Below are 19,547 nucleotides of genomic sequence, written 5' to 3' on the forward strand. Positions count from 1 at the left end.
TACCAATCACAGTGAACAATGGACCTAAAACCGATACAGCAGCAGGTGTAATTTTTCAAGCTCCCCATGGAGTTGATTCTGTAACTATTTATGCTGGTAGCCGGGTCGCCTTTGGAAGATCAAGCGAATGTCAGATACGTTTTGGATACGCTCCCCTGCCTGATCGTACGGTGCCACGAGTTGCTGGCCATCTCTTTGTTAGCGACCGCAGGATCTACATCGAAGCAAATGATGAACAAGGCAATCGTGCTTTGGTTGTCAGAACTGGAGCAATTGAAAGACAGGTTCCAATTGGCGAGGGGTTTAGTCCTCGTGAACCAAAGTTCGACGTTATTATCCACGGAACAAATGCTCCTTGGGTCCTAAACGTTGCAGGACGGTTCTCTTATCCATCAAAAGCAGACGTTCCATCGAGTGATCCGCCAACTCAACGATTCAAGTTACAGCTGAGCGAGATCCAAGTGCGCGTTCTGACCGAATACTATCGACCAATAAGCCGGGGGCGACTCGAACCCGCCACCCATTCCGAGGTTGGAGCAATTCTAAACCGACACCCAAATACTGTCCGCGAGATCCTATATAGTATTTGGCTACGAATGTTCGAACTCGATATACCGCTTCCAGACATTGCAGACAAGAGAGTCGCAGTAGTCGAGGCGATCCGCGTCCATGCGATACCAGTTGAGAACCAACAGGTTGACCTCTGATGTCATATGATCAATTGTGGACCGGGCCAATTGGAGATCACCGTCGTTATCGAGTTGAACTTGAAAAAGGCGTCCCAGTTGCAATCGCCCAGGGAGGCGAGGGACTCATCTATCGTGGCGTTCGTGAGATCGAAGGGGTATCTCATGAAATAGCCCTTAAACTTCAGTCAAATATAACCTTCAATGAATACGAACAGTTTCTCGCGCGAATGTCAACACTGGCTGGAATTAACCACCCAGGGATAATGCACTACTACGAAAGCTTTATAGGAACTGCTTTAGTTGATATCGACGATCCGAGAGACGAAGATTTTGACGTCATCTATAGCGCTTCAGAGTGGATACCCGGAGAGACCTTCGCGAATGCAGTCAAGCTCAGTGGACTCTCACAAGGGTTTCTATGGGTCGCACAGGTCGCACGATCGGTCGCCTATCTTCACTCCCTCAAGACACCCTTAGCTCCAGAAGGTATCGTCCATCGAGATATAAAGCCATCAAATATTCGAATTTCGGAGTCGGGCGAAGCGATCCTAATTGACTTTGGAACTGCACGTCCACATCTGGGCTCCGATCAAACACGTGGTGTCGGTACCTATCGATGGCGTGCTCCTGAGATGACTGGAGGAATTGGAGAGCCGGGAAAGGTCTCTGACGTCTGGAGCATAGGCGCGCTTGCCTATTGGATCCTCTTTGAAGAACCACCTGCAGTCGAAAGTTCCGCATTTACCCAAATGAAGATTCAGGAACGTGCTCAAGATTTAGAGTTCTTAGATCCAAAGTTATTGGCACAACACCTCACCTCTCTACTTGAAATAGACCCTTCACTGCGTCACCGCGATCTAACTCGCTGGGCTGACCGCCTCGAACAACTCATCGACCCTAATTTCCTCGAATGCCATCGACGTAGACGACGGCGTATCATCACTTCTACCTCTGGTGCTGCCGTTGTCGTTCTGGCGTTACTTAGCCTTCCACTAGCAATCCGCGACGGATCGACTTCAAAATTGGCCGCAGAAGTTCAGCCAAAGCCCCTAAATCAAGTGATCACCTGCGATGGCATCAATAGTGCCGTAATCGGTACAGGAGCAAAAGCCAGAGAGACACTTTCGGTCAAGATTCTCGGTGGCACTACCCCATTGCTATATCCCAAAAAAGTCATAGCCGATCCCACTGGTAACTTCATAATCCCCTTGACCTGTCCCGCTGGGACAAAGGATTCAAAATGGAAACTCAGTTACCACGGGATAAAAGGTGAAACTACCGGAAGCCTGACAATTATCGGCACGAACAGCCAAAGTTCTAACTCAGGCCTACAGTCAACGATAGTCCCCATAGCGCTCACGACCAAGCAGAGCCTACTTACTGGTCAAACACTCTACCTTGAGACTCCAGGAGGTGCCGCTCAGACTATAGAAAACTACCAGACAGCAAACGGAACGCCAGGTCCCAGTCTAAAGATTGGGGAAACACTTGCAATCAGTTGCAGAATCGCTGGATTTCAAGTTCAAGACTCCAATGTATGGTGGTATCGCATCGTCTCACCTCCGTGGAACGGAAAGTTCTATGTGACGGCTGACGCATTTTATAACAACGGCAAAACGTCAGGTCCACTCGAAGGAACCCGCTTTTACGACCCAAGAGTACCCATCTGTCGATAACACTTTCCGATTTCATCAATGGTCCAGTTGCCAAAACAGCTCAACAACAAAGTGACATCAAGTAATACCAATTTGCTTTTGGAACTCGTGGTTCTAACCCTCAAACCAATGCAGCCGCGCCCGGCAAGACTCTCCCTTAGGTAATCGCAAATCTTACCTAACCTAGATCTAATACACGCATGCTCATGGCAAACAATGAAATCCATCTCCGAATATCTCATTAAAAAGCTAAAAAAAACAGAGGCTGATATCTTTAGCCACCTCGGGGTTCTTTTAGCCAAGACAAAAATGGATTAATCAGCTCCAACCAATAGACGCCGAGCATCAACTAACGTAGAACAATGCAACTACGAATCTTTATAGAGCCCCAACAAGGGGCTACTTACTCGACGCAACTTAGAGTTGCTAAGAGTGCTGAAGCACTTGGCTTTGACGCCTTCTTTAGATCCGACCACTATCTAAGGATGGGCGACAGCAAACCGAACCCAGGTCCCACAGACTCTTGGATTACACTAGGTGCAATAGCACGAGAGACCTCTACCATAGCACTCGGCACCCTCTTGACTTCAGCGACATTTCGAACACCCGGTGTAACTGCAATATCAGTTGCCCAAGTAGATGAGATGTCCAATGGTCGCGTGGAATTAGGACTCGGAGCTAGATGGTTTGGGCAGGAACACAGCGCCTATGGAATCAACTTTCCAGATACCGCCGAACGCTTCGACCGTCTCAAGGAACAACTAGAGATCATCATTGGGCTCTGGAGCACAAGTCTCGAGGAAACATTTAGTTATCACGGCCGCTACTACTCACTTGAAAACTCACCAGCATTGCCCAAGCCAGTGCGAAAGCCACATCCTCCGATAATAATAGGTGGACGTGGCCCCAAAAAAACACCTGCACTAGCTGGCGCCTTCGCTCAGGAATATAACGTACCATTTGCTTCAGTTGAAGATTGCAAAGTACAATTCGACGCGGTGAGCAATGCGGCCGACCAAGCAAATCGATCTCCATCGGAAATAATCTATTCAGTGGCACTCGCGACCTGTCTTGGCAACAACTCCGAAACTCTAAAGCGAAGAGCCGCATCAATTGGAAGAAGTGTTGACGACTTGAGCGAAAATGGACTTTGTGGATCGAGCGCTCAAATAATTGAAAAGATCGAAAGCTACAGGGCGATAGGTGCGAAGCGCATCTATCTGCAAATCCTAGACCTCAACGACTTGGATCACCTCGCTGACCTCAGTGATGGTCTAATAAAACAGCTAGCATAGCTAGCAACAAGAGAACATTCCGGGCTATTTTTACCTAGACAAGATTACACAATTTGGCCAGCTTTACCCTCAAAGTTGGCCAACCCAAGGGTTCTCCTCCGCGAATTCCACATTCGGATACAATAACCAGACCCTAGTTCCTATTTGTTCACCAAACAGATGATGATGTTAGCACAGATACAGCTATACGAATCAGTGGTTTTACCAATCATAAGTACCACACCTCGATTGAAACACGCCTCATAGGTCCTCTTATCGTGAAATCATCAAAGCTATTTGGCTCCTTTATACCTACAAACATCTAAATTGAAAAACTTAAAAAACTATAATCATAAACATATTGCCACATTCATGCCGCACCACATCTCTTATCGCAACCCAATATAGGGTTAGTAGTAATCGTTTATATCGCACTATTTATACCAAATATGCTCTTTGCTAATGTGTGCAGCCCCTACATTGATAAGACGGGATAACGAAATCGTTAAAAAATCGAATAGTCCCAAGCAATAGTCCTCGTTGAAGTTGTGCCCGCAAAGTTGGCTTGGACTGTCATGGCAAGACTCAAAACGATAAATTTCAAATCAATTAATTGGCTCGGATCAGCTTTATTACACCAAGCAACATCTATTTAGAGATCGCCTTCGATGAGTCTGACCACCTAAACTCAAAAAATCTAAACAGGTTCAAGATCGACAATGTCTGTCAACCAACAATCATCTACGTCAACCCTCAAGGCGCCATGCTTGAAGTCTAGACTGATAGGTACCCTATCGGTAGAGCCAATGAACAGCTGATAAGACGCCAATTAGTACATGAATCACAAGACCCATGGTAATGTCACGCCACGCTCTAAAAGCTTAGGGCAATCTAACGATCTCCTTGAGATCTCTCAACAACCACCAAACCTCTCATAGCGCGACATTATGATTGAAAGTTGAGTGGGGCCACCAACTCAAACGTGTTGGGGCCATTGTGGCCAAGTGTTTCCACATCCTGTTTGAAAAACATAAAAAACTAAATTATGAAAAAGCAATAGAGCTGGAATGTCTATCAGCCACCAAAAAAATCTTTGAGATAAAAGTATTGGAATTTCTCGAGATCGATCGGATAACCGATACCTCTATCGCGAGCTAACCTATCAATTGATCGAGACAATGGTCGACCGAATTATTTAATCATCGAAGCGAAGAACTCTTCGCAAGTCTCTTGGTAGACGGGTATTTTAGTGCCCTAGATATTAGGTGCTTTAGCACTCGAGCACCGGAATAAATTGCTAGGATACGGATAAGAGATTTCTCAACATCGATACTAAAAGATTTCGGTCAAATTAAAGCAATAGGATCTAGACAATATCCAAATTATATTAAATCCAATTCCCAAAACCAAAATACTCTAAGAGCGATATTTTTAATTAGCTAAAAGACGATATCTCCGAGACTTGAAGATTAGCTAGATACAAGAACTTGCTACTTACGAGCTTTCCAATTTATCATTGCATGGATAAGCTGATCCTGGTCCAGAGCCTCTTCTGACATCGGAGTAAGGCTGGGCCGATCCACACGTAATCCGTCTAAAACTATGGCAACATAGCGTTTCCAGAGATTGGGCGAAACACTCTTACTATATTCTTGTGCGGCGCCCGCCATCGCGGCTATAACAGGAACATCATTAGCATGGAAATCCCCTCTGAGACCTCCTTGATCCTGCGCTCTACGAACTATCTCTTCGATCAATGGACCGACCTCTTTTTTAAGTTCGGTAATTCGACCTTCTATGTAGTCATTTCCTAAAATAACTTCGCGAAGGCCTCGATCCTTTGTCTCCATGTCCAACATGGTCTTCAGCAAGAATAAAAAGCCCTCCCAAGCATCCTCAAATTCCAGAGCATGACGGCCGACTTCAATTAACTCTAAAACAGCCTCTTCAAACAGAGCCTGCACCAAGAGATCCTTGTTAGGAAATCGTCTATAAACGGTGCCCACCCCAAGGTTGGCGTTATGTGCTATATCATCTAGGGTGACACCTAAACCTCGTTCAGCAAAGAGAGATCTGGCAGATTCCAGGATCCGCACGCGGTTTTCGCTGGCATCGCGCCTAAGGGATCGCTCAACATTGCGGCTTTCCAAGTCGAAGGAACATTCAGGGTCTTTTTCCACAATTAACAATCTAGTCATAAACGGAGGGAATATCTCCATTTACGTCTATGTTGTTGTTAGTAAGTGGAGATAACTTCTCCATATGCTTTAATAAGGAGTTAAATTGAAGTCATCCATAGATGCTCCGGGTAGCCCCGGATACGCTCTGGGACCAGATGCAACCCACGCAGAGAAGCTAGCGCACCATATTTACAACAGACGTTGGTGGATCCTTGCGGTAGTTGCTCTTGCACAGTTGATGGTAGTTCTAGATTCAACAGTCGTAAATATCGCCTTGCCATCAGCTCAAAAGGCGTTAGCCTTTTCAACCGCAGACCGCCAATGGATCGTAACCGGATACGCCCTCTCGTTTGGTAGTCTCCTTCTGCTCGGAGGACGTGTCGCTGACTTCTTTGGTCGCAAGAGAGTATTCCTCGTCGGATTGATAGGCTTTTCCGTAGCGTCAGCAATCGGTGGAGCCGCTACGGGGTTTCCGATGCTAGTAAGTGCACGTGTAGTGCAGGGAGCCTTCGGCGCCCTTCTAGCTCCAACAGCGCTTTCCTTACTTACGACCACCTTCTCTGATCCAAAAGAGCGAGGTAAGGCCTTTGGTGTATTTGGGGCAATTGCTGGTGGTGGAGCAGCTATTGGCTTATTACTGGGTGGTTTCTTGACCCAATATCTCTCTTGGAGATGGAGCCTCTATGTAAACCTAGTCTTTGCTATCGCCGCAACATTTGGTGCAGTTATATTTCTTCGCCATGATGAAAAACTCGAAAAGAAGAAGCTAGATCTCCCCGGAGTCCTTAGTGCATCTATTTCAATGTTCTCGTTGGTCTATGGCTTTTCTCATGCCGAAACAGCTGGTTGGTCAAATGGAATCACCCTCGCTTTCTTGGCAATTGGCGTCGTACTGCTCGTTGCCTTCGTGCTTATCGAGAAGAGAGTCGAGCACCCCCTTCTTCCGATGAGAGTCGTCTTGGATCGAACCAGAGGCGGATCCTACATTGCAGTCTTTTTGGCAGCAGTTGGGATGTTCGGCGTCTTTTTATTTCTGACCTACTACTTGCAGTCGACGCTTGGCTATTCTCCAGTCAAGACTGGTGTCGCCTTCCTGCCTATGGTTGCGGTCCTAGTGGTCGTCGCAGCAGTTGGAACCGCAGTCCTTTTGCCTAGGGTTGGGCCAAAGCCCATGGTTGTTGGTGGAATGCTAATTGCAGCTTTAGGCTTAATGCTCCTGACTAGGATTTCGCTCCATTCGGGCTATGTATCTGTGATCCTACCTGCGCTACTGGTTCTTGGAGCCGGGATGGGATTCATCTTCGCACCGTCGATGAACGCAGCAACAGCTGGAATCGACCCCGAAGATGCAGGAGTTGCCTCCGCAACGGTAAATACCTCCCAGCAGATCGGTGGATCCATCGGAACAGCGCTTCTTAACACTCTCGCTGCAACTACAGCAACTGCGTATTTGGCTCATAAGGTTCCAAACCAGCTTTTGCTAGCTCAAGCAGGAATCCATAGCTACGTAACAGCGTTCCGTTGGTCTGCAGTGATCTTTGTTGCAGGTGCAGTCGTCTCGCTAATTGTTCTACAGTGGGGAAAACAAGAGCTGTCCGAAGGCGAGTTCGTACACGCTGGCATTTAGTGCTCTATGCAGATCTGCAAGACCGAGCCATTGGCCCATAGTGTATTCCAGTTCAAAGATTTCCAATTCAGAAAATGGTCAACCATGGCGTTATTGATACTAATTTCAAAGGCGACATCAAGCCTAAAATAAAGCAAACGTAACCATAACCTCATCAACTTAACCTTTTCGCATACAGTTCATCCAGAGGCAAAAGACCCACTGAGAGATAATCGATCTCTAGGTGGGTCTTTTGTCGTTTCTTGCAAGAAACTGGCTACCAAATCCAAAAAGGATAAAAAGTGCGATCAGATCAATGAACCAGACCTACGATCGAGGCCTAAGAACCAGGTCAAGAGGCACTTGGAATTTAATTTGTTTAGCAATTGTCCATTGAAATCCTACGAGTAAATAGATTTAGGGGACGTCCATAAACCTATTATCTACCTCAGATAGACAAAGCTCCCCTATTGAGTCCATAACTCAATTGGCCCCAAAATGGCAGGAACCGTTTAAAGCTCAAAATTGAATAAGAACTCTACATCGTCACAATTTGTTTAAGGGCGAAGATTATCAGCCGGGTTTTCTTGCAAAGGGGAAAGCCGGCCATGCTAAGCCAAAATAATGCCCGTGTGATAGGTGAAAAACGTCTCCGACTTGAATTAGGTCTGGAGGAGACTCAAGAATCGTCTTATGTCTACATGGTGCATTTTCAAATGGTGATTTAAATTGTTAATTACTATTTGGAGCCACCAAGCTTCATGGCGATCTGCAGCCTCGGATCGTAATCCATTACTCCTCGGCTATTTAGATCTAATTGAACCACACCGCCAAACCACTCATCACGCTGAAGTATCAATTCGATGTGATCGACAAGGCTAACCGCAAAAGAATCCTACACCAGGTAATCATTTAGAAAAAACGATCCGAGCGCGAGATGGGAATTGACCTAAAACGAAACTGCCAAAGTACCTTGCTGCACCTTCTGAGCGACAAGGCGCTTCCTCGTGCAGGCAATCAACCGAAGTAATATTCAAAATGTAAAACCCAATCGGGAACCCTATCTCCTGGTGAGATTCAAGTTCGCAAGCGATCCCAAAGACTTTGATTAGGGTTCAACTAGTTCATTATGGATCTAGCATCACTATGGTGCCAATTGAATTAAACCCCCAACAAAAAGAGATTGCTACCCAAGTCATAAAGCTGCTAGCTGGGCCAGATGCAACCCTTCGCGACGACCAAACTACAGCCATAGCCTCCCTTTGCACTCCAGGAGCGCGCGTCTTAGTGGTTCAGGCGACTGGATGGGGGAAATCTGCAGTCTACTGGGCTGCAACCTCAATCATACGGGCCGCCAACCACGGCCCTAGCCTTGTGATCTCTCCCCTACTATCGCTGATGAGAGATCAAGTTTCAGCGGCACAAAAAGCAGGCCTCCGAGCTATCACCTTGAACTCCTCCAATAGTGAGACTTGGCCCGAACTTGAAGACGAAATAACCCACAACAGGGTCGACGTTATCTTGGTCTCTCCAGAACGACTCGCGAATCCAGCCTTCTCAAAGAGGGTCCTGGCGGCACTCGCAAAGGATATAGGACTTTTAGTGATCGACGAAGCCCACTCGATCTCAGATTGGGGCCATGACTTTAGACCCGATTATCAACGAATTGCAAAGATCCTAAGCACGCTAGAACCTACAACCCCGATCTTGGCAACTACGGCAACAGCTAACCAAAGAGTCACAAGTGACATCGCAAAGCAGTTGGGAAGTTCCACTTTGGTCATGCGTGGACCACTTGCCAGAAAAAGTCTTCAACTGGCCGTTATAGATGACCTCTCCCCTATCGAGAGATATGCTTGGGTCGCAGATCATCTCCCGATACTTCCTGGATCAGGGATAATATATGTCCTGACCGTTTCGGATGCAATCGCACTATGTGACTCCATTCGGGCTGTACATAAAGATACCATTCAAATAGAGGCCTACCACGGCCAAATGCCCTCGTCTGAGAGAGAAGTCATCGAAGATGACCTTCGCAACAACAGACTAAAAGCCGTAGTTGCCACCTCGGCACTTGGAATGGGTTACGACAAAGCCGATCTTAGCTTTGTTATCAATGTCGGATCGCCTTCTTCGCCTGTCTCCTACTACCAGCAGATTGGACGAGCTGGCCGAGCAATAGAACACGCATTGGTGGTTCTGCTGCCATCCAAGAGTGATGAGAGGCTCTGGGAATACTTTGCTACATCAAACCTTCCCAAGGGTGATCAAATCGAAAAGCTCCTCAAGGCGCTCGAAGAATCTCCCAATCAAGAGTCTATGACGATACCAGCCCTAGAGGCAGAGACTGGAATTAGACGTTCCATGGTCGAGCTCCTCCTAAAGCAGATGAATGTAGCAGAGGCTGTTGAAAGAAGCGAAAAAGGTTGGCGCTCGACCAATAAGGGCTACGACTTCGATCAATCTCATATCGATGAAATCATTTCAGCTAGGCGACGCGAATCTGCAATCATGAAAGCCTATGCCCGACAGGAGCGCTGTCTAATGCAGCTCCTACAGGAGTCATTGGACGATCCTGAAGCAAAGGCGTGCAATAGATGCTCGGTCTGTATCAAAAAACTACCCGAGCCGCTTTCGATGGAGGTGAGTCCAGAGGCCATCTCTATCATTACCCAATTTCTGAGGCGCCAAACCCTGATCTTAGAACCCCGAAAGATGTGGCCAGGCGGAGTCTTTGGAAAACGAGGGAGAATTCCAAGCCATCTATTACCAGAAGCTGGACGTACCCTAATCTTTGCAGATTCACCGCAATGGCAAGAGATACTTACCGAGGCATTTGGAATCGATCAAGGACCAAGTGAAACACTTTGTAAATTAGCGATCGACACGATGGTCGAATGGAAGTCAAGCTGGAGATCTCGACCCCAAATAGCTGCATCGCTACCTGCCGGGGGTTATCCGGCGCTGACTGATGGCCTAGCAGACCATATCGCCAGAGTCGGAAAGCTAGAGAGATTTCAATTCAACCAATTAGTCATCCCTAAATTGTCGCCCGATGCATCCTCTTCCCAAGAGGCAGCTCTATGGCAAGGCGAGATACAATTGACCCTCGAAGAAAAGACTTCCTTGACCGGTAAATCAGTGCTTTTAGTCATAGATGCAACATCATCGATCTGGCCCATCACTATCGCCGCAGCCAAGATCCTCGAAGCAGGGGCAACTATGGTTTTGCCGATGCTGATTCATCGAAGAGCATGACAAATAAAGCTGGGAATTATTCCAGAACCATTGCCATTTGGATTAGCGACGAGCGTCTCGAATCGTACCGAGGCGCCATATCCCGCACTTCGCTCCAAACAGTGGCCATGTGTAGCCAGATGATCACAAAGTGCTTTTATCTTTAGGAGGATACAAACCATCTGAACTAATCAAAAATGCTTGCCCATAAAAGGCTTCGCTTTATCTCCAATCTTGGCTGCGAGCAGAAAACTATATCTCCCGGCGCCAGGAAACGTAGATACAGGCCCAAAGCGGTCGAACTAAAACTTGATATTTACTTAACACTTGATTTTAAAGTGCAAATACAAGAAAATAGCGTTAGTCAAAGATATGACTCCCAACCCTACAGTTACAGATTGGTACGGGTTAGTCTAAATTGATCAAGGCTTTGGCCTGACTATTTTGATTCTCTGGACCACCATTGGCAGAATCTTTGGACCACAACATACATTCAAGTGCATTCACCGCTCGTCAATTAACGACCTCCACATAGGGCCGCCAAAATGGCAAACTCCCATAGTCCCGCTGGGCGTTCCCTTTAGTAATAAAACAGATCGTGCCAAAACACCTAATGTATGCATGATAAATAGGTGCGACTTTGAGCATGCGCCGAGGAATCTTACTTTGGCAGATAGCCTACAAGCATTTAAAAGTACCACCACGCGCTTTATGTACGACCCCAATCCGAATGTCATTTTTTGAACTCTCAGAATAAACAAGTCAACTCGGCACTAAAGATAGATACCATGGATGAAAACTTTCGGATAGCATATTCAATCAAATACATGAAATTTCAAATGCTTAGTTCTAGTTTTATAAATAATTAAATAAATCGAACTGATACGTTATATAAATATTCAAGCAAATTCTGATGAATACACGATTAAAATATCAAACATTTAGCGTCCATTTAGCAAGTGGGATTACTGTTAATATGCAAGGGTGCCGTCCAAGTATTTGGCATGTCAGGCACTACATCGATAAATCATCCTCGAGTGCGTCTATCCAATGCAGCAGAGTTCCATCCTCCTGTTCTCATCAAATCGCTACCTTTTTATGAGAAACATGCACTTCAAACATATGACCATTCAAATTTCGACGCGTATTTTCTCCATCTCAATATCGGAAAAATCCTCGATCTCCCGGGATAACAGTTCATGTCACCCCTGCCGGGTCCAGATTAATCATTCTATGATTAGACTTTTATCTCCACTTTTATCTTCTACCAAGTTGCATTTAGGAAAATACACTACGAGAATACTGAATTTAATAATTTCACAGTAATTTGTCTCTATGTGTAATATATATTCGATATAATCTCTAATGGGTGAAGTATTTACACAGTATACATAATTGGTCGCTCTAATTCTGTGTAGCGAATAGCGAAACCGGCACCCACTCATCCATTTATTTAAAGGGGTAGCTAAATGTTTATTATTAATCATCTTGCACGAAAAGTAGCTGTATTAGCAGTTACAGGTGGCACTGCATTTGCACTTTTCGGGGGCGCGCCAGCCCATACACAATTCTCCGCCAACTCAGCACAGACTGCAACTTTCACAGGTGGGACCGTGGGAGAGGCGGTAACTAACGGAAGCTTCAGTTGTAGCGGCTTAATTCCACCAAGCAATAGGACGACTTATTCCGGAAATCCCTGCACAGAGACGATCACTCTAAAGAACACAGGGAACACCCGAGAGAGCTTTGATGTCACCATTGGAACGCCTACTGGGACCACGAGCGCAACCAACAACCTAGACCAACTCATGGTTACTTACCCAGACCCCACTAGCGCGAACTCAGCTAATACGGTTACAGAAAGTTACAAATCGCTTCTTTCTGGCAATACCGGGAATAATGTGCTTCACATTGCCACCTTACCCGCATCTAGCACTGGAAGCACGGCTAATTCTTTGAGCGTGACTTTGAAGTTCTCGCTGGCAGCCGAAACTGGTAGCACTGCAATCCAAAATGCATGGTACGGAGCAACCGTTCATATCCCTTACACCGTCACTGCTACGCCTTCCGCTTAGTCAGCTGCTACAGTTACCTACGACGCCATCAGCCCTTCGGAGTCAACATCCGGGGGTAATGAAAGTGGTTGATTAGTCCTAACCAACTCCAGTTTAGGTGCTAGTTGGGACTACCTAGACTAGCTCTCCAATCGACGAAATTCATCATCTGGAGAGCTAGTCGCACTGATGAAAATCGATAATTTTCCATCCCGACCAAGAAGGCTGAGATAGTCCTAAGTTCAATCGCTTTCAAACTACCATTATGGCGAAAAGTTAGAGAGAAGCCAAATACTTTGCCTATCAAGATCCAAAATTCCTCCGCTTTCAAGGTCGATGCGATCGAATGACAAAATAATTTCGTCTTGAACCGAATTATCTCTAGCCAAAAGAGCGCAAGACCCGAGAATTCATACCTTTGCTTTGACAGGAAGTCCTAAGTTGCAAATTGAGAACACGCCCCAATGGAAAATCACGAAATGGCTGTCTTTTTTCGGAGTAGCCGTCTTGATTGGTGCGTTTATTTTCTATCCTCACGCATATATAACCACGCCATCGATGTATCCAACAATCAATCCTGGGTCCATGGTCTTCATCTCGCACGAGAACACTTACAAAAAAGGAGATGTCGTCGAATTCCATGGCAATGGGCTGCTTTGGATACACCGCATAGTGGCAATTCGAAGCAACGGCCAAATCGTAACCAAGGGTGACAATCCTCAAAATAAGATCGACGTCTTTGTGCCACCGCGTACCCTTAATAACATCGTAGGTAAGGTCGTACTCGTCATACCCTATCTTGGTTTTCCTCAGGTAATATTCAATTCCCCCAGCTACGGACTCTACTGGCTACAACTAGAGCTAAGTCCTGGATTGAAGGTCACACTGCTGGCAGCACTACTTATCTTTGGATGGGGAAGTGCAAAGGGAAGAAGAAAATCCACACCAAAAGTTCAATTTTATATGGAAGACATGAACCTCATTTCAAACTCCTCCACAAGAAGATCGGCCCTTCACGAGTAGATACAAATTGATGTTAAATCGCAAAAAGATCAATTGAGCAATCACACTTGGCCACTTTGATACCTCACAAATATCCACAAAGATCGAATAGCTCCAGAAACTTTTACCAAAATGTGAACCTTACTCAAGCTAGAACCCTGTAAAGATTTGCTGCACTCTTCTAACTTCATTCAAACAACTTCATTTTAAACAAGGCTCACCAAAAAGATTCTCGTTCCAACATGCCACGAAGCTAGCCAACGCCCCCGAAAAGATCGCCCATAACTCGCACTTCAAACAATCATTCCTAAAACCCTTCTATACGGGCGATCTAGAGAGAGCCGCCAATGCTAGCCAAGAAAATTCTTCCTAATCCAACCATCATCGACCTGTTCTAGCCTTGAAGTTCGCAATTTACGGCATTACAAAGAAAGCTGATCATGTAAAACTAGATGGTTCAAAGATTTTAGCGAGGTGGTCCAATGACTTAAGAGAAGTCCCCAACCCCTCGGTTTCGACAGAGACCCTACGTATCACAGCAACTCTGACTCTTTGAAAAGCAAGTAGGCATTTGGAGTGAGAACTTTGATGAAGCGATGATAGTTCCGTCCAAAAAAAATAGCCCGAAGAATAAAGAAAAGCTACCTATCAAAAGAAAACTAGCACTACGATCCTAAAAGAGTTGAACGACGACCCAAAATACGCCCAAGAAAACATCGTCTAACAATATTTCAATCTAGCGAACTGGCCATAACAAATTCTACGAAGAGGTACCTCTCTTAGGTTAGGTTCGACCGCCCAGTCAAACAACAGCGATGGCCAGAAAGTCGCAAGCAACCAAGAGCTACTGGATCAAAAAGACGTTTGAGGTGAAAGTCAACAGGCATCTTTCTTTACTGATTCCGCAGAATCATTACACCTTCGGTGAAATCGTAGCCTGCTGACGATTTCGAACCAACTAGGCAGACAGTCGTACAAAAGCGATTTCCAGATATCGCCTATGTCAAGCTGGCACTCAATCGAGGCGATCCTCGAGCAAAAGAATTCCTTCACCTGTTCGTTTAGGGTCAGAATTCCGATAGGGACCCTCTGAGCGCAAACACTGGTATTTTAGTGCATGCAACCGAAACCCGGCTACCCGTTAAATAACAACATATCTTTCAAAACATAAAAATCAGCGTCCTGCCGGTAGGGTTTGGCATAACATTAGTGATGTCCCAAACTGGTTTCAAATATCTCAATGATAAATTCCACGAACCAAGCCAAAGTCGTTTGACAGTGAACCATGATTCGTCTATGCTCAAAGGACAGAGGTCATACCAACGGAGGTCAAGATCGAACTCCGCTGGATGATAACCTCTAATTGATCATAAAACAAGATCAACAACGCGGTTGCCTAACCGCATCATAAAAAATGCGGTTTATGGTAGGAGGGGAATCGTTGAAAGAAATTACTCGTAGTGAACCCAGGACTTTGTCTGGTTCCATGGTAAGTAGCGGCAAAAAAAAGCGAGGAAAAAGTCTCGGTGCTAGGGAGCGAAGATTTGCCTTTTGGCTTATTCTCCCTACAATTCTTGGACTCTGTGCGATCTTGTTGTATCCATCGCTTCAGACTATTACATGGTCATTCCAGCACTATATTCTAACTGACCCACTTCAACATAACTTTACCCTCTCTAACTACACTCAATTGATCCACGACCATGTCTTTTGGTTGGCCCTCAAATTCACCCTCTTTTATGCGATTTTGAGCGTGCTTGGCCAAACTTTGGTAGGCCTTGGAGTAGCACTTATGGCTAATCGAGAGTTTCGAGGTCGCGGTCTATTTCGAGCAGCCCTGCTCTTTCCGTGGATGATGCCGACAGTTATCACCGCAGTTGTATGGCGCTTTATGTACGACCCCAACTATGGACTATTCAACGGAGTACTACAACGCCTTGGATTACCACACTCTTTTGTCTGGCTTGGTTCACCTACGTTAGCGGTAATCGCCCTCTTTCTCGTGGCGATCTGGAAGGTCAACTCATTTGCAGCCTTAGTATTCTTGGCCGGTCTTCAATCGATTCCTGCCTCTGTCTATGAGGCGGCAGATGTCGATGGTGCCACCGCTTGGCAAAGGTTCACCAGGATTACAATGCCGATGTTGCGCCCCACCATCTTGGTTGTTCTAGTACTTCGTACCGTTGAAGCCCTTCAAGCATTCGACATAATTTATGGCCTCACCCTAGGAGGACCAGGCTACTCAACTTTGAACCTTCCACTTTACCTATACCAACAAGCAATACAGGGCCTCAACTTCGGATATGGTTCTGCAATGGGGGTTATCCTTGCGATCATGATCTCGGCCTTTGCATTCCTATATGTAAAAGTCCTATACCGCCCAGAGTCCCTGGGTTAAAGAGCGAATTGAGCAAATAGATGTCAATGACAAAGATACCAAATCAAAAGATCTCTAAGCGGGCCTATAAAAGTGGCCCAGTTCGTCGATCAAAAAGAGGAGCGTGGGCGAAAGCTCGAATGGGCCTATTCAACGCTAGTGCAATAGTTCTAGGCTTCTACGCCCTCTTTCCAGTCCTTTGGATCCTGATAACATCCCTAAAGCCACAGGCCCAGTTGACAACTCAGCCGGTCACCTTGATACCATCATCGCTGACACTGGGTAGCTACCGAACGGCCCTTGGCCAGGCACCCTTTGGTCGCTACTACATAAATTCCCTAGTCGTCAGCGTAACTGCCACCTTGGCAAGCCTGATCTTAGGTACCTTTGCTGGATATGCAATAGCGCGTCTACGATTTAGATTTAAAAAGGTGATCTTGCTGGTCATCCTTGCATTTTCATTCCTGCCACCTATAACGCTTGTCGTTCCACTCTTTAACCTATTCCGCCACTTCAACCTCCTAAATACCTATTGGGCTCTTATCATCCCCTATACCTTTTTGAGCCTTCCAATCTGCGTATGGCTAATGAATGCCTACCTTCAAGACCTCCCCAAGGAGCTTGAAGAGGCGGCAATGGTCGATGGTCTTGGCTATTTTGGCGCCTTCTTTAAGATCATCTTGAGGGTTTCGGTACCTGGAATCGTCACAGCGGGCCTTATCATCTTCGCCGGCGACTGGAATGAATTTCTCTTAGCTCTAACTTTCATGACCAACAACTCAATGCGAACCCTTCCAGTAGGTATCGCTTTGTATCCTGGCCAATATACCTTCCCATGGGGAATTATCTCAGCCGCAACGGTTTTGGCACTCGTTCCCGTCGCATTAGCAGTCTCAGTCTTTCAAAAGCGTCTAATAAGTGGAATGACACTAGGAGCAGTAAAGTAATGACCAACGTTGAGAGATTAGATACCAAAGAGCTCGAGGGCGACTTTTTGATCAGAACGATCGAGAGCTATAGCCAAGATGCCAGTGGCGTCCAGCTACGTCTCGGGGCCGTAAGTTACCAACCATTAGGAAACGTTGCAGGAATCATAACCTCGGAGCCCCCAAACAAGCAGGGGCTCGAATCACTACTGCCAAATGCTCCGAGCATCAATTCAGATGACGACGCACCAGACCCCACGGTAAGAGCAAGCGCGAGCCTCTATATTCGTGCATATAGCCCAAATACCATCCGAATCACAATGGTTCCTGACCATCTCAAGACAAATGACTACGATGGTATAGAATTTGGGATTCTCATAGATCGACTACTGCAGCTCGTACCAGTTACACTTGTCGAGACCGGCACCCACTTAGATATCTCGACAACCCAGCTAACTTTGCGCCTTACCAAAGAACCTTTTAGCTTCGAACTTCTCGACCTATCTGGAAACGTAGTGACCATGGGCGGTGGCAATCGCCGTCAAGTAGCTGGCTTTCCATTCGAACCCACCATCGGCTTTAGCGATAACGCATCGACCTTCTCGCTTGAAATTCAACCCAGCGAATACATAGTCGGCCTTGGCGAGCAGTTCACACCCTTTATCCACAATGGCGCCTCATTCGAGTTAATAGCCAACGATGGCCTAGGGGTTGGGACGGGGCTCGTCTATAAACCAGCTCCGATCTTTCACTCCTCAAGGGGCTATAGCGCCTTTGTTCATGGCCCCGGACCGATGAAAGTCGACGTTGGAAATCCATATCCAAGCGTTCTTAAGGTGGCAAATGAGGAGGCCCGCCTTGATCTCTTTTTGATAGCTGGCGTCGATCTGCCAAGTCGCCTTAGCCTCTACACCGAACTAACTGGTCGCATGCGAGTCCCACCTCGATGGGCATTTGGCCTATGGATGTCTAGATGTCGTTATCCAAATCGAGCTTCTCTCGAGGAAGCAGCCCATGGGATGAGAGACCATCAGATCCCATGCGACGTCTTGCACATTGACCCCGACTGGCTTGTTTTAGACCGATTGAATTGTGACTTTATCTGGTCGCAGGAGAAGTATCCAGATCCCAAGGAGATGATGGCGACTCTTTTGGAGGAAGGCTTTCACATCTCACTATGGGAACTCCCCTACCTAGATGAAGCATCACCCATTACCGCCGAAGCCAAAGAAAATGGGTACTTGGTCCGCGACTCTAGTGGCGCACCTGCCAAAGTCGATCGAACCTTCTCCAGAGACGGTCGACCTAGACGCCTTTTAGACTTTTCAAATCCCGCCGCACGCCAATGGTGGAAAGAAAAGAACAAGGAGTTACTTGCACTTGGTGTCTCAGTTCTCAAGTGTGACTTCGGCGAAGGACTTCCCGACTCTGCTTTAATGTCAGACGGGAGGACGGGTAGAAATTGGCGCAACCTCTACCCGTTTTGGTATTCACGCACTGTATCTGAGGCTATCGATGAAGAGCGTGACTCAAACCCATTGGTCTGGAGTCGTAGTGGATGGGCATCTTCCCAGCGCTATCCAGCTCAGTGGGGCGGAGATCCAGAAGCAAGCTTTGCCGGCCTCGCTAATAGCCTAAGGGGTGGTTTGAGCTGGGCACTATCTGCTCCAGGAATGTGGTCACATGACGTCGGCGGCTTCTATGGAATGGGTCCCTCTAAGGAGCTATATATAAGATGGGCACAGGTTGGATCCCTATCTCCCTTAACTCGCTTTCACGGTCTCACGCCTAGAGAACCATGGCACTTTGGAGAAGAAGCCTGCGATATCGTAAGACGCTTTGTAAACCTTCGATATCAACTTATTCCCAACTTGATCAGTGCGGCATTCGAAGGCGAAAAGTTCGGGTGGCCAATGCTAAGGCCACTTATCTTCGCCGACGAGACAAATCTAGACCTCTATCGAGTTGAACATGAATTTCTAATCGGATCAAACCTACTGGTTGTCGCAGTCCTCTCAAACGACGCACCAACTGCGACGGTCGAGGTGGTACTTCCATCTGGGCATTGGTCAGATTTTTGGAGTGGAGAGTCGCACCTTGGTCCAAAGAAATTTGAGATGGAGGTTCCGCTGGACAAGATTCCCATCTTTGTACGAAGCGGCGCAGCCATAGCATTCGGACCCCTAGGCCAACACACCGGAGAGATCCCAAGCGATACTTGGGAGATCGAGATTTGGGAAAGCCCTCAATGTGAGAGCACCATCTACCAAGAAGGTCACGAATTTAGATACCGCTATATTCCATCAAACCCAGAGCTTGGGACCGCGCCAAAGCTCATCTGTGACGAACCAATGCCTAGGACTACTCAGGCCCATCTGCATAAAACTGATGGGACAGTAGTGAATCTAGAGATCCAACTGATTCACCAACACTAGTTGGACAGTTATGAGATGGATAGATATCAGCTAGAGTCATATAGCACATATCTATCTTCGCAACCACTTCAATACTTGACATACATGTAAAGAACTGTTAGAATAACTGGTC

The 19,547-nt window shown here is 46.6% G+C and carries 11 protein-coding genes; 10 read left to right on the forward strand and 1 reads right to left on the reverse strand.

What is annotated here, in order from left to right; translation table 11 throughout:
* Window positions 1–11: 11 nt before the first annotated feature.
* The 3 genes from ACIDITHRIX25_RS91735 (at window position 12) to ACIDITHRIX25_RS91745 (ending at window position 3,639) form a co-directional block, all read left to right on the forward strand.
* Entirely contained in the window at window positions 12–707 is a 696-nt protein-coding gene (locus ACIDITHRIX25_RS91735; protein ID WP_201732770.1) for a hypothetical protein, read from the forward strand.
* Window positions 707–2,365 carry a serine/threonine protein kinase gene (locus ACIDITHRIX25_RS91740; RefSeq protein WP_201732771.1) on the forward strand — a complete coding sequence of 553 codons (1,659 nt, stop codon included), beginning with the start codon at window positions 707–709 and terminating at the stop codon, window positions 2,363–2,365. Before ACIDITHRIX25_RS91735 ends, ACIDITHRIX25_RS91740 begins: the two co-directional genes overlap by 1 nt.
* A 341-nt stretch (window positions 2,366–2,706) precedes the next feature.
* Complete coding sequence (locus ACIDITHRIX25_RS91745; RefSeq protein WP_201732772.1) at window positions 2,707–3,639, forward strand: LLM class F420-dependent oxidoreductase; 933 nt, start codon at window positions 2,707–2,709, stop codon at window positions 3,637–3,639.
* 1,469 nt (window positions 3,640–5,108) lie between these two features.
* Here ACIDITHRIX25_RS91745 and ACIDITHRIX25_RS91750 read toward each other — a convergent pair.
* Window positions 5,109–5,768 (reverse strand): TetR/AcrR family transcriptional regulator, encoded by a 660-nt coding sequence (locus ACIDITHRIX25_RS91750; protein ID WP_052605958.1) that lies wholly within the window; start codon window positions 5,766–5,768, stop codon window positions 5,109–5,111.
* Window positions 5,769–5,901: 133 nt separating this feature from the next.
* Between ACIDITHRIX25_RS91750 and ACIDITHRIX25_RS91755 the strand changes: the two genes are divergently transcribed.
* The 7 genes from ACIDITHRIX25_RS91755 to ACIDITHRIX25_RS91785 all read left to right on the forward strand — a co-directional run bounded on the left by ACIDITHRIX25_RS91755 (window position 5,902) and on the right by ACIDITHRIX25_RS91785 (window position 19,435).
* A complete protein-coding gene (locus tag ACIDITHRIX25_RS91755) occupies window positions 5,902–7,425 on the forward strand; it encodes an MFS transporter (RefSeq protein ID WP_082058692.1) in 1,524 nt (507 codons plus the stop codon).
* 1,125 nt (window positions 7,426–8,550) lie between these two features.
* Window positions 8,551–10,662, forward strand: coding sequence for a DEAD/DEAH box helicase (locus ACIDITHRIX25_RS91760; RefSeq protein WP_052605947.1), 2,112 nt, complete (start codon window positions 8,551–8,553; stop codon window positions 10,660–10,662).
* Between the two features lie 1,448 nt (window positions 10,663–12,110).
* Window positions 12,111–12,716, forward strand: coding sequence for a hypothetical protein (locus tag ACIDITHRIX25_RS91765; protein WP_201732773.1), 606 nt, complete (start codon window positions 12,111–12,113; stop codon window positions 12,714–12,716).
* A 420-nt stretch (window positions 12,717–13,136) separates the two neighbouring features.
* Window positions 13,137–13,718: a signal peptidase I gene (locus ACIDITHRIX25_RS91770; RefSeq protein ID WP_152626046.1), complete on the forward strand. Its 582-nt coding sequence runs from the start codon at window positions 13,137–13,139 to the stop codon at window positions 13,716–13,718.
* 1,420 nt (window positions 13,719–15,138) lie between these two features.
* Entirely contained in the window at window positions 15,139–16,095 is a 957-nt protein-coding gene (locus ACIDITHRIX25_RS91775) for a carbohydrate ABC transporter permease (protein ID WP_052605943.1), read from the forward strand.
* Between the two features lie 26 nt (window positions 16,096–16,121).
* A complete protein-coding gene (locus ACIDITHRIX25_RS91780; RefSeq protein ID WP_160291836.1) occupies window positions 16,122–17,021 on the forward strand; it encodes a carbohydrate ABC transporter permease in 900 nt (299 codons plus the stop codon).
* Window positions 17,021–19,435: a glycoside hydrolase family 31 protein gene (locus tag ACIDITHRIX25_RS91785; protein WP_201732774.1), complete on the forward strand. Its 2,415-nt coding sequence runs from the start codon at window positions 17,021–17,023 to the stop codon at window positions 19,433–19,435. The genes ACIDITHRIX25_RS91780 and ACIDITHRIX25_RS91785 overlap by 1 nt, the downstream gene beginning before the upstream one ends.
* Window positions 19,436–19,547: the final 112 nt, after the last annotated feature.

The sequence above is a fragment of the Acidithrix sp. C25 genome, from assembly GCF_904848545.2.

Excerpts from the sequence above, each read along its gene's own strand:
- ACIDITHRIX25_RS91760 (WP_052605947.1), top strand. The coding sequence starts at position 8,551 with ATGGTGCCAATTGAATTAAACCCCCAACAAAAAGAGATTGCTACCCAA.
- ACIDITHRIX25_RS91780 (WP_160291836.1), top strand. The coding sequence starts at position 16,122 with ATGACAAAGATACCAAATCAAAAGATCTCTAAGCGGGCCTATAAAAGT.
- ACIDITHRIX25_RS91785 (WP_201732774.1), top strand. The coding sequence starts at position 17,021 with ATGACCAACGTTGAGAGATTAGATACCAAAGAGCTCGAGGGCGACTTT.
- ACIDITHRIX25_RS91765 (WP_201732773.1), top strand. The coding sequence starts at position 12,111 with ATGTTTATTATTAATCATCTTGCACGAAAAGTAGCTGTATTAGCAGTT.
- ACIDITHRIX25_RS91740 (WP_201732771.1), top strand. The coding sequence starts at position 707 with ATGTCATATGATCAATTGTGGACCGGGCCAATTGGAGATCACCGTCGT.
- ACIDITHRIX25_RS91745 (WP_201732772.1), top strand. The coding sequence starts at position 2,707 with ATGCAACTACGAATCTTTATAGAGCCCCAACAAGGGGCTACTTACTCG.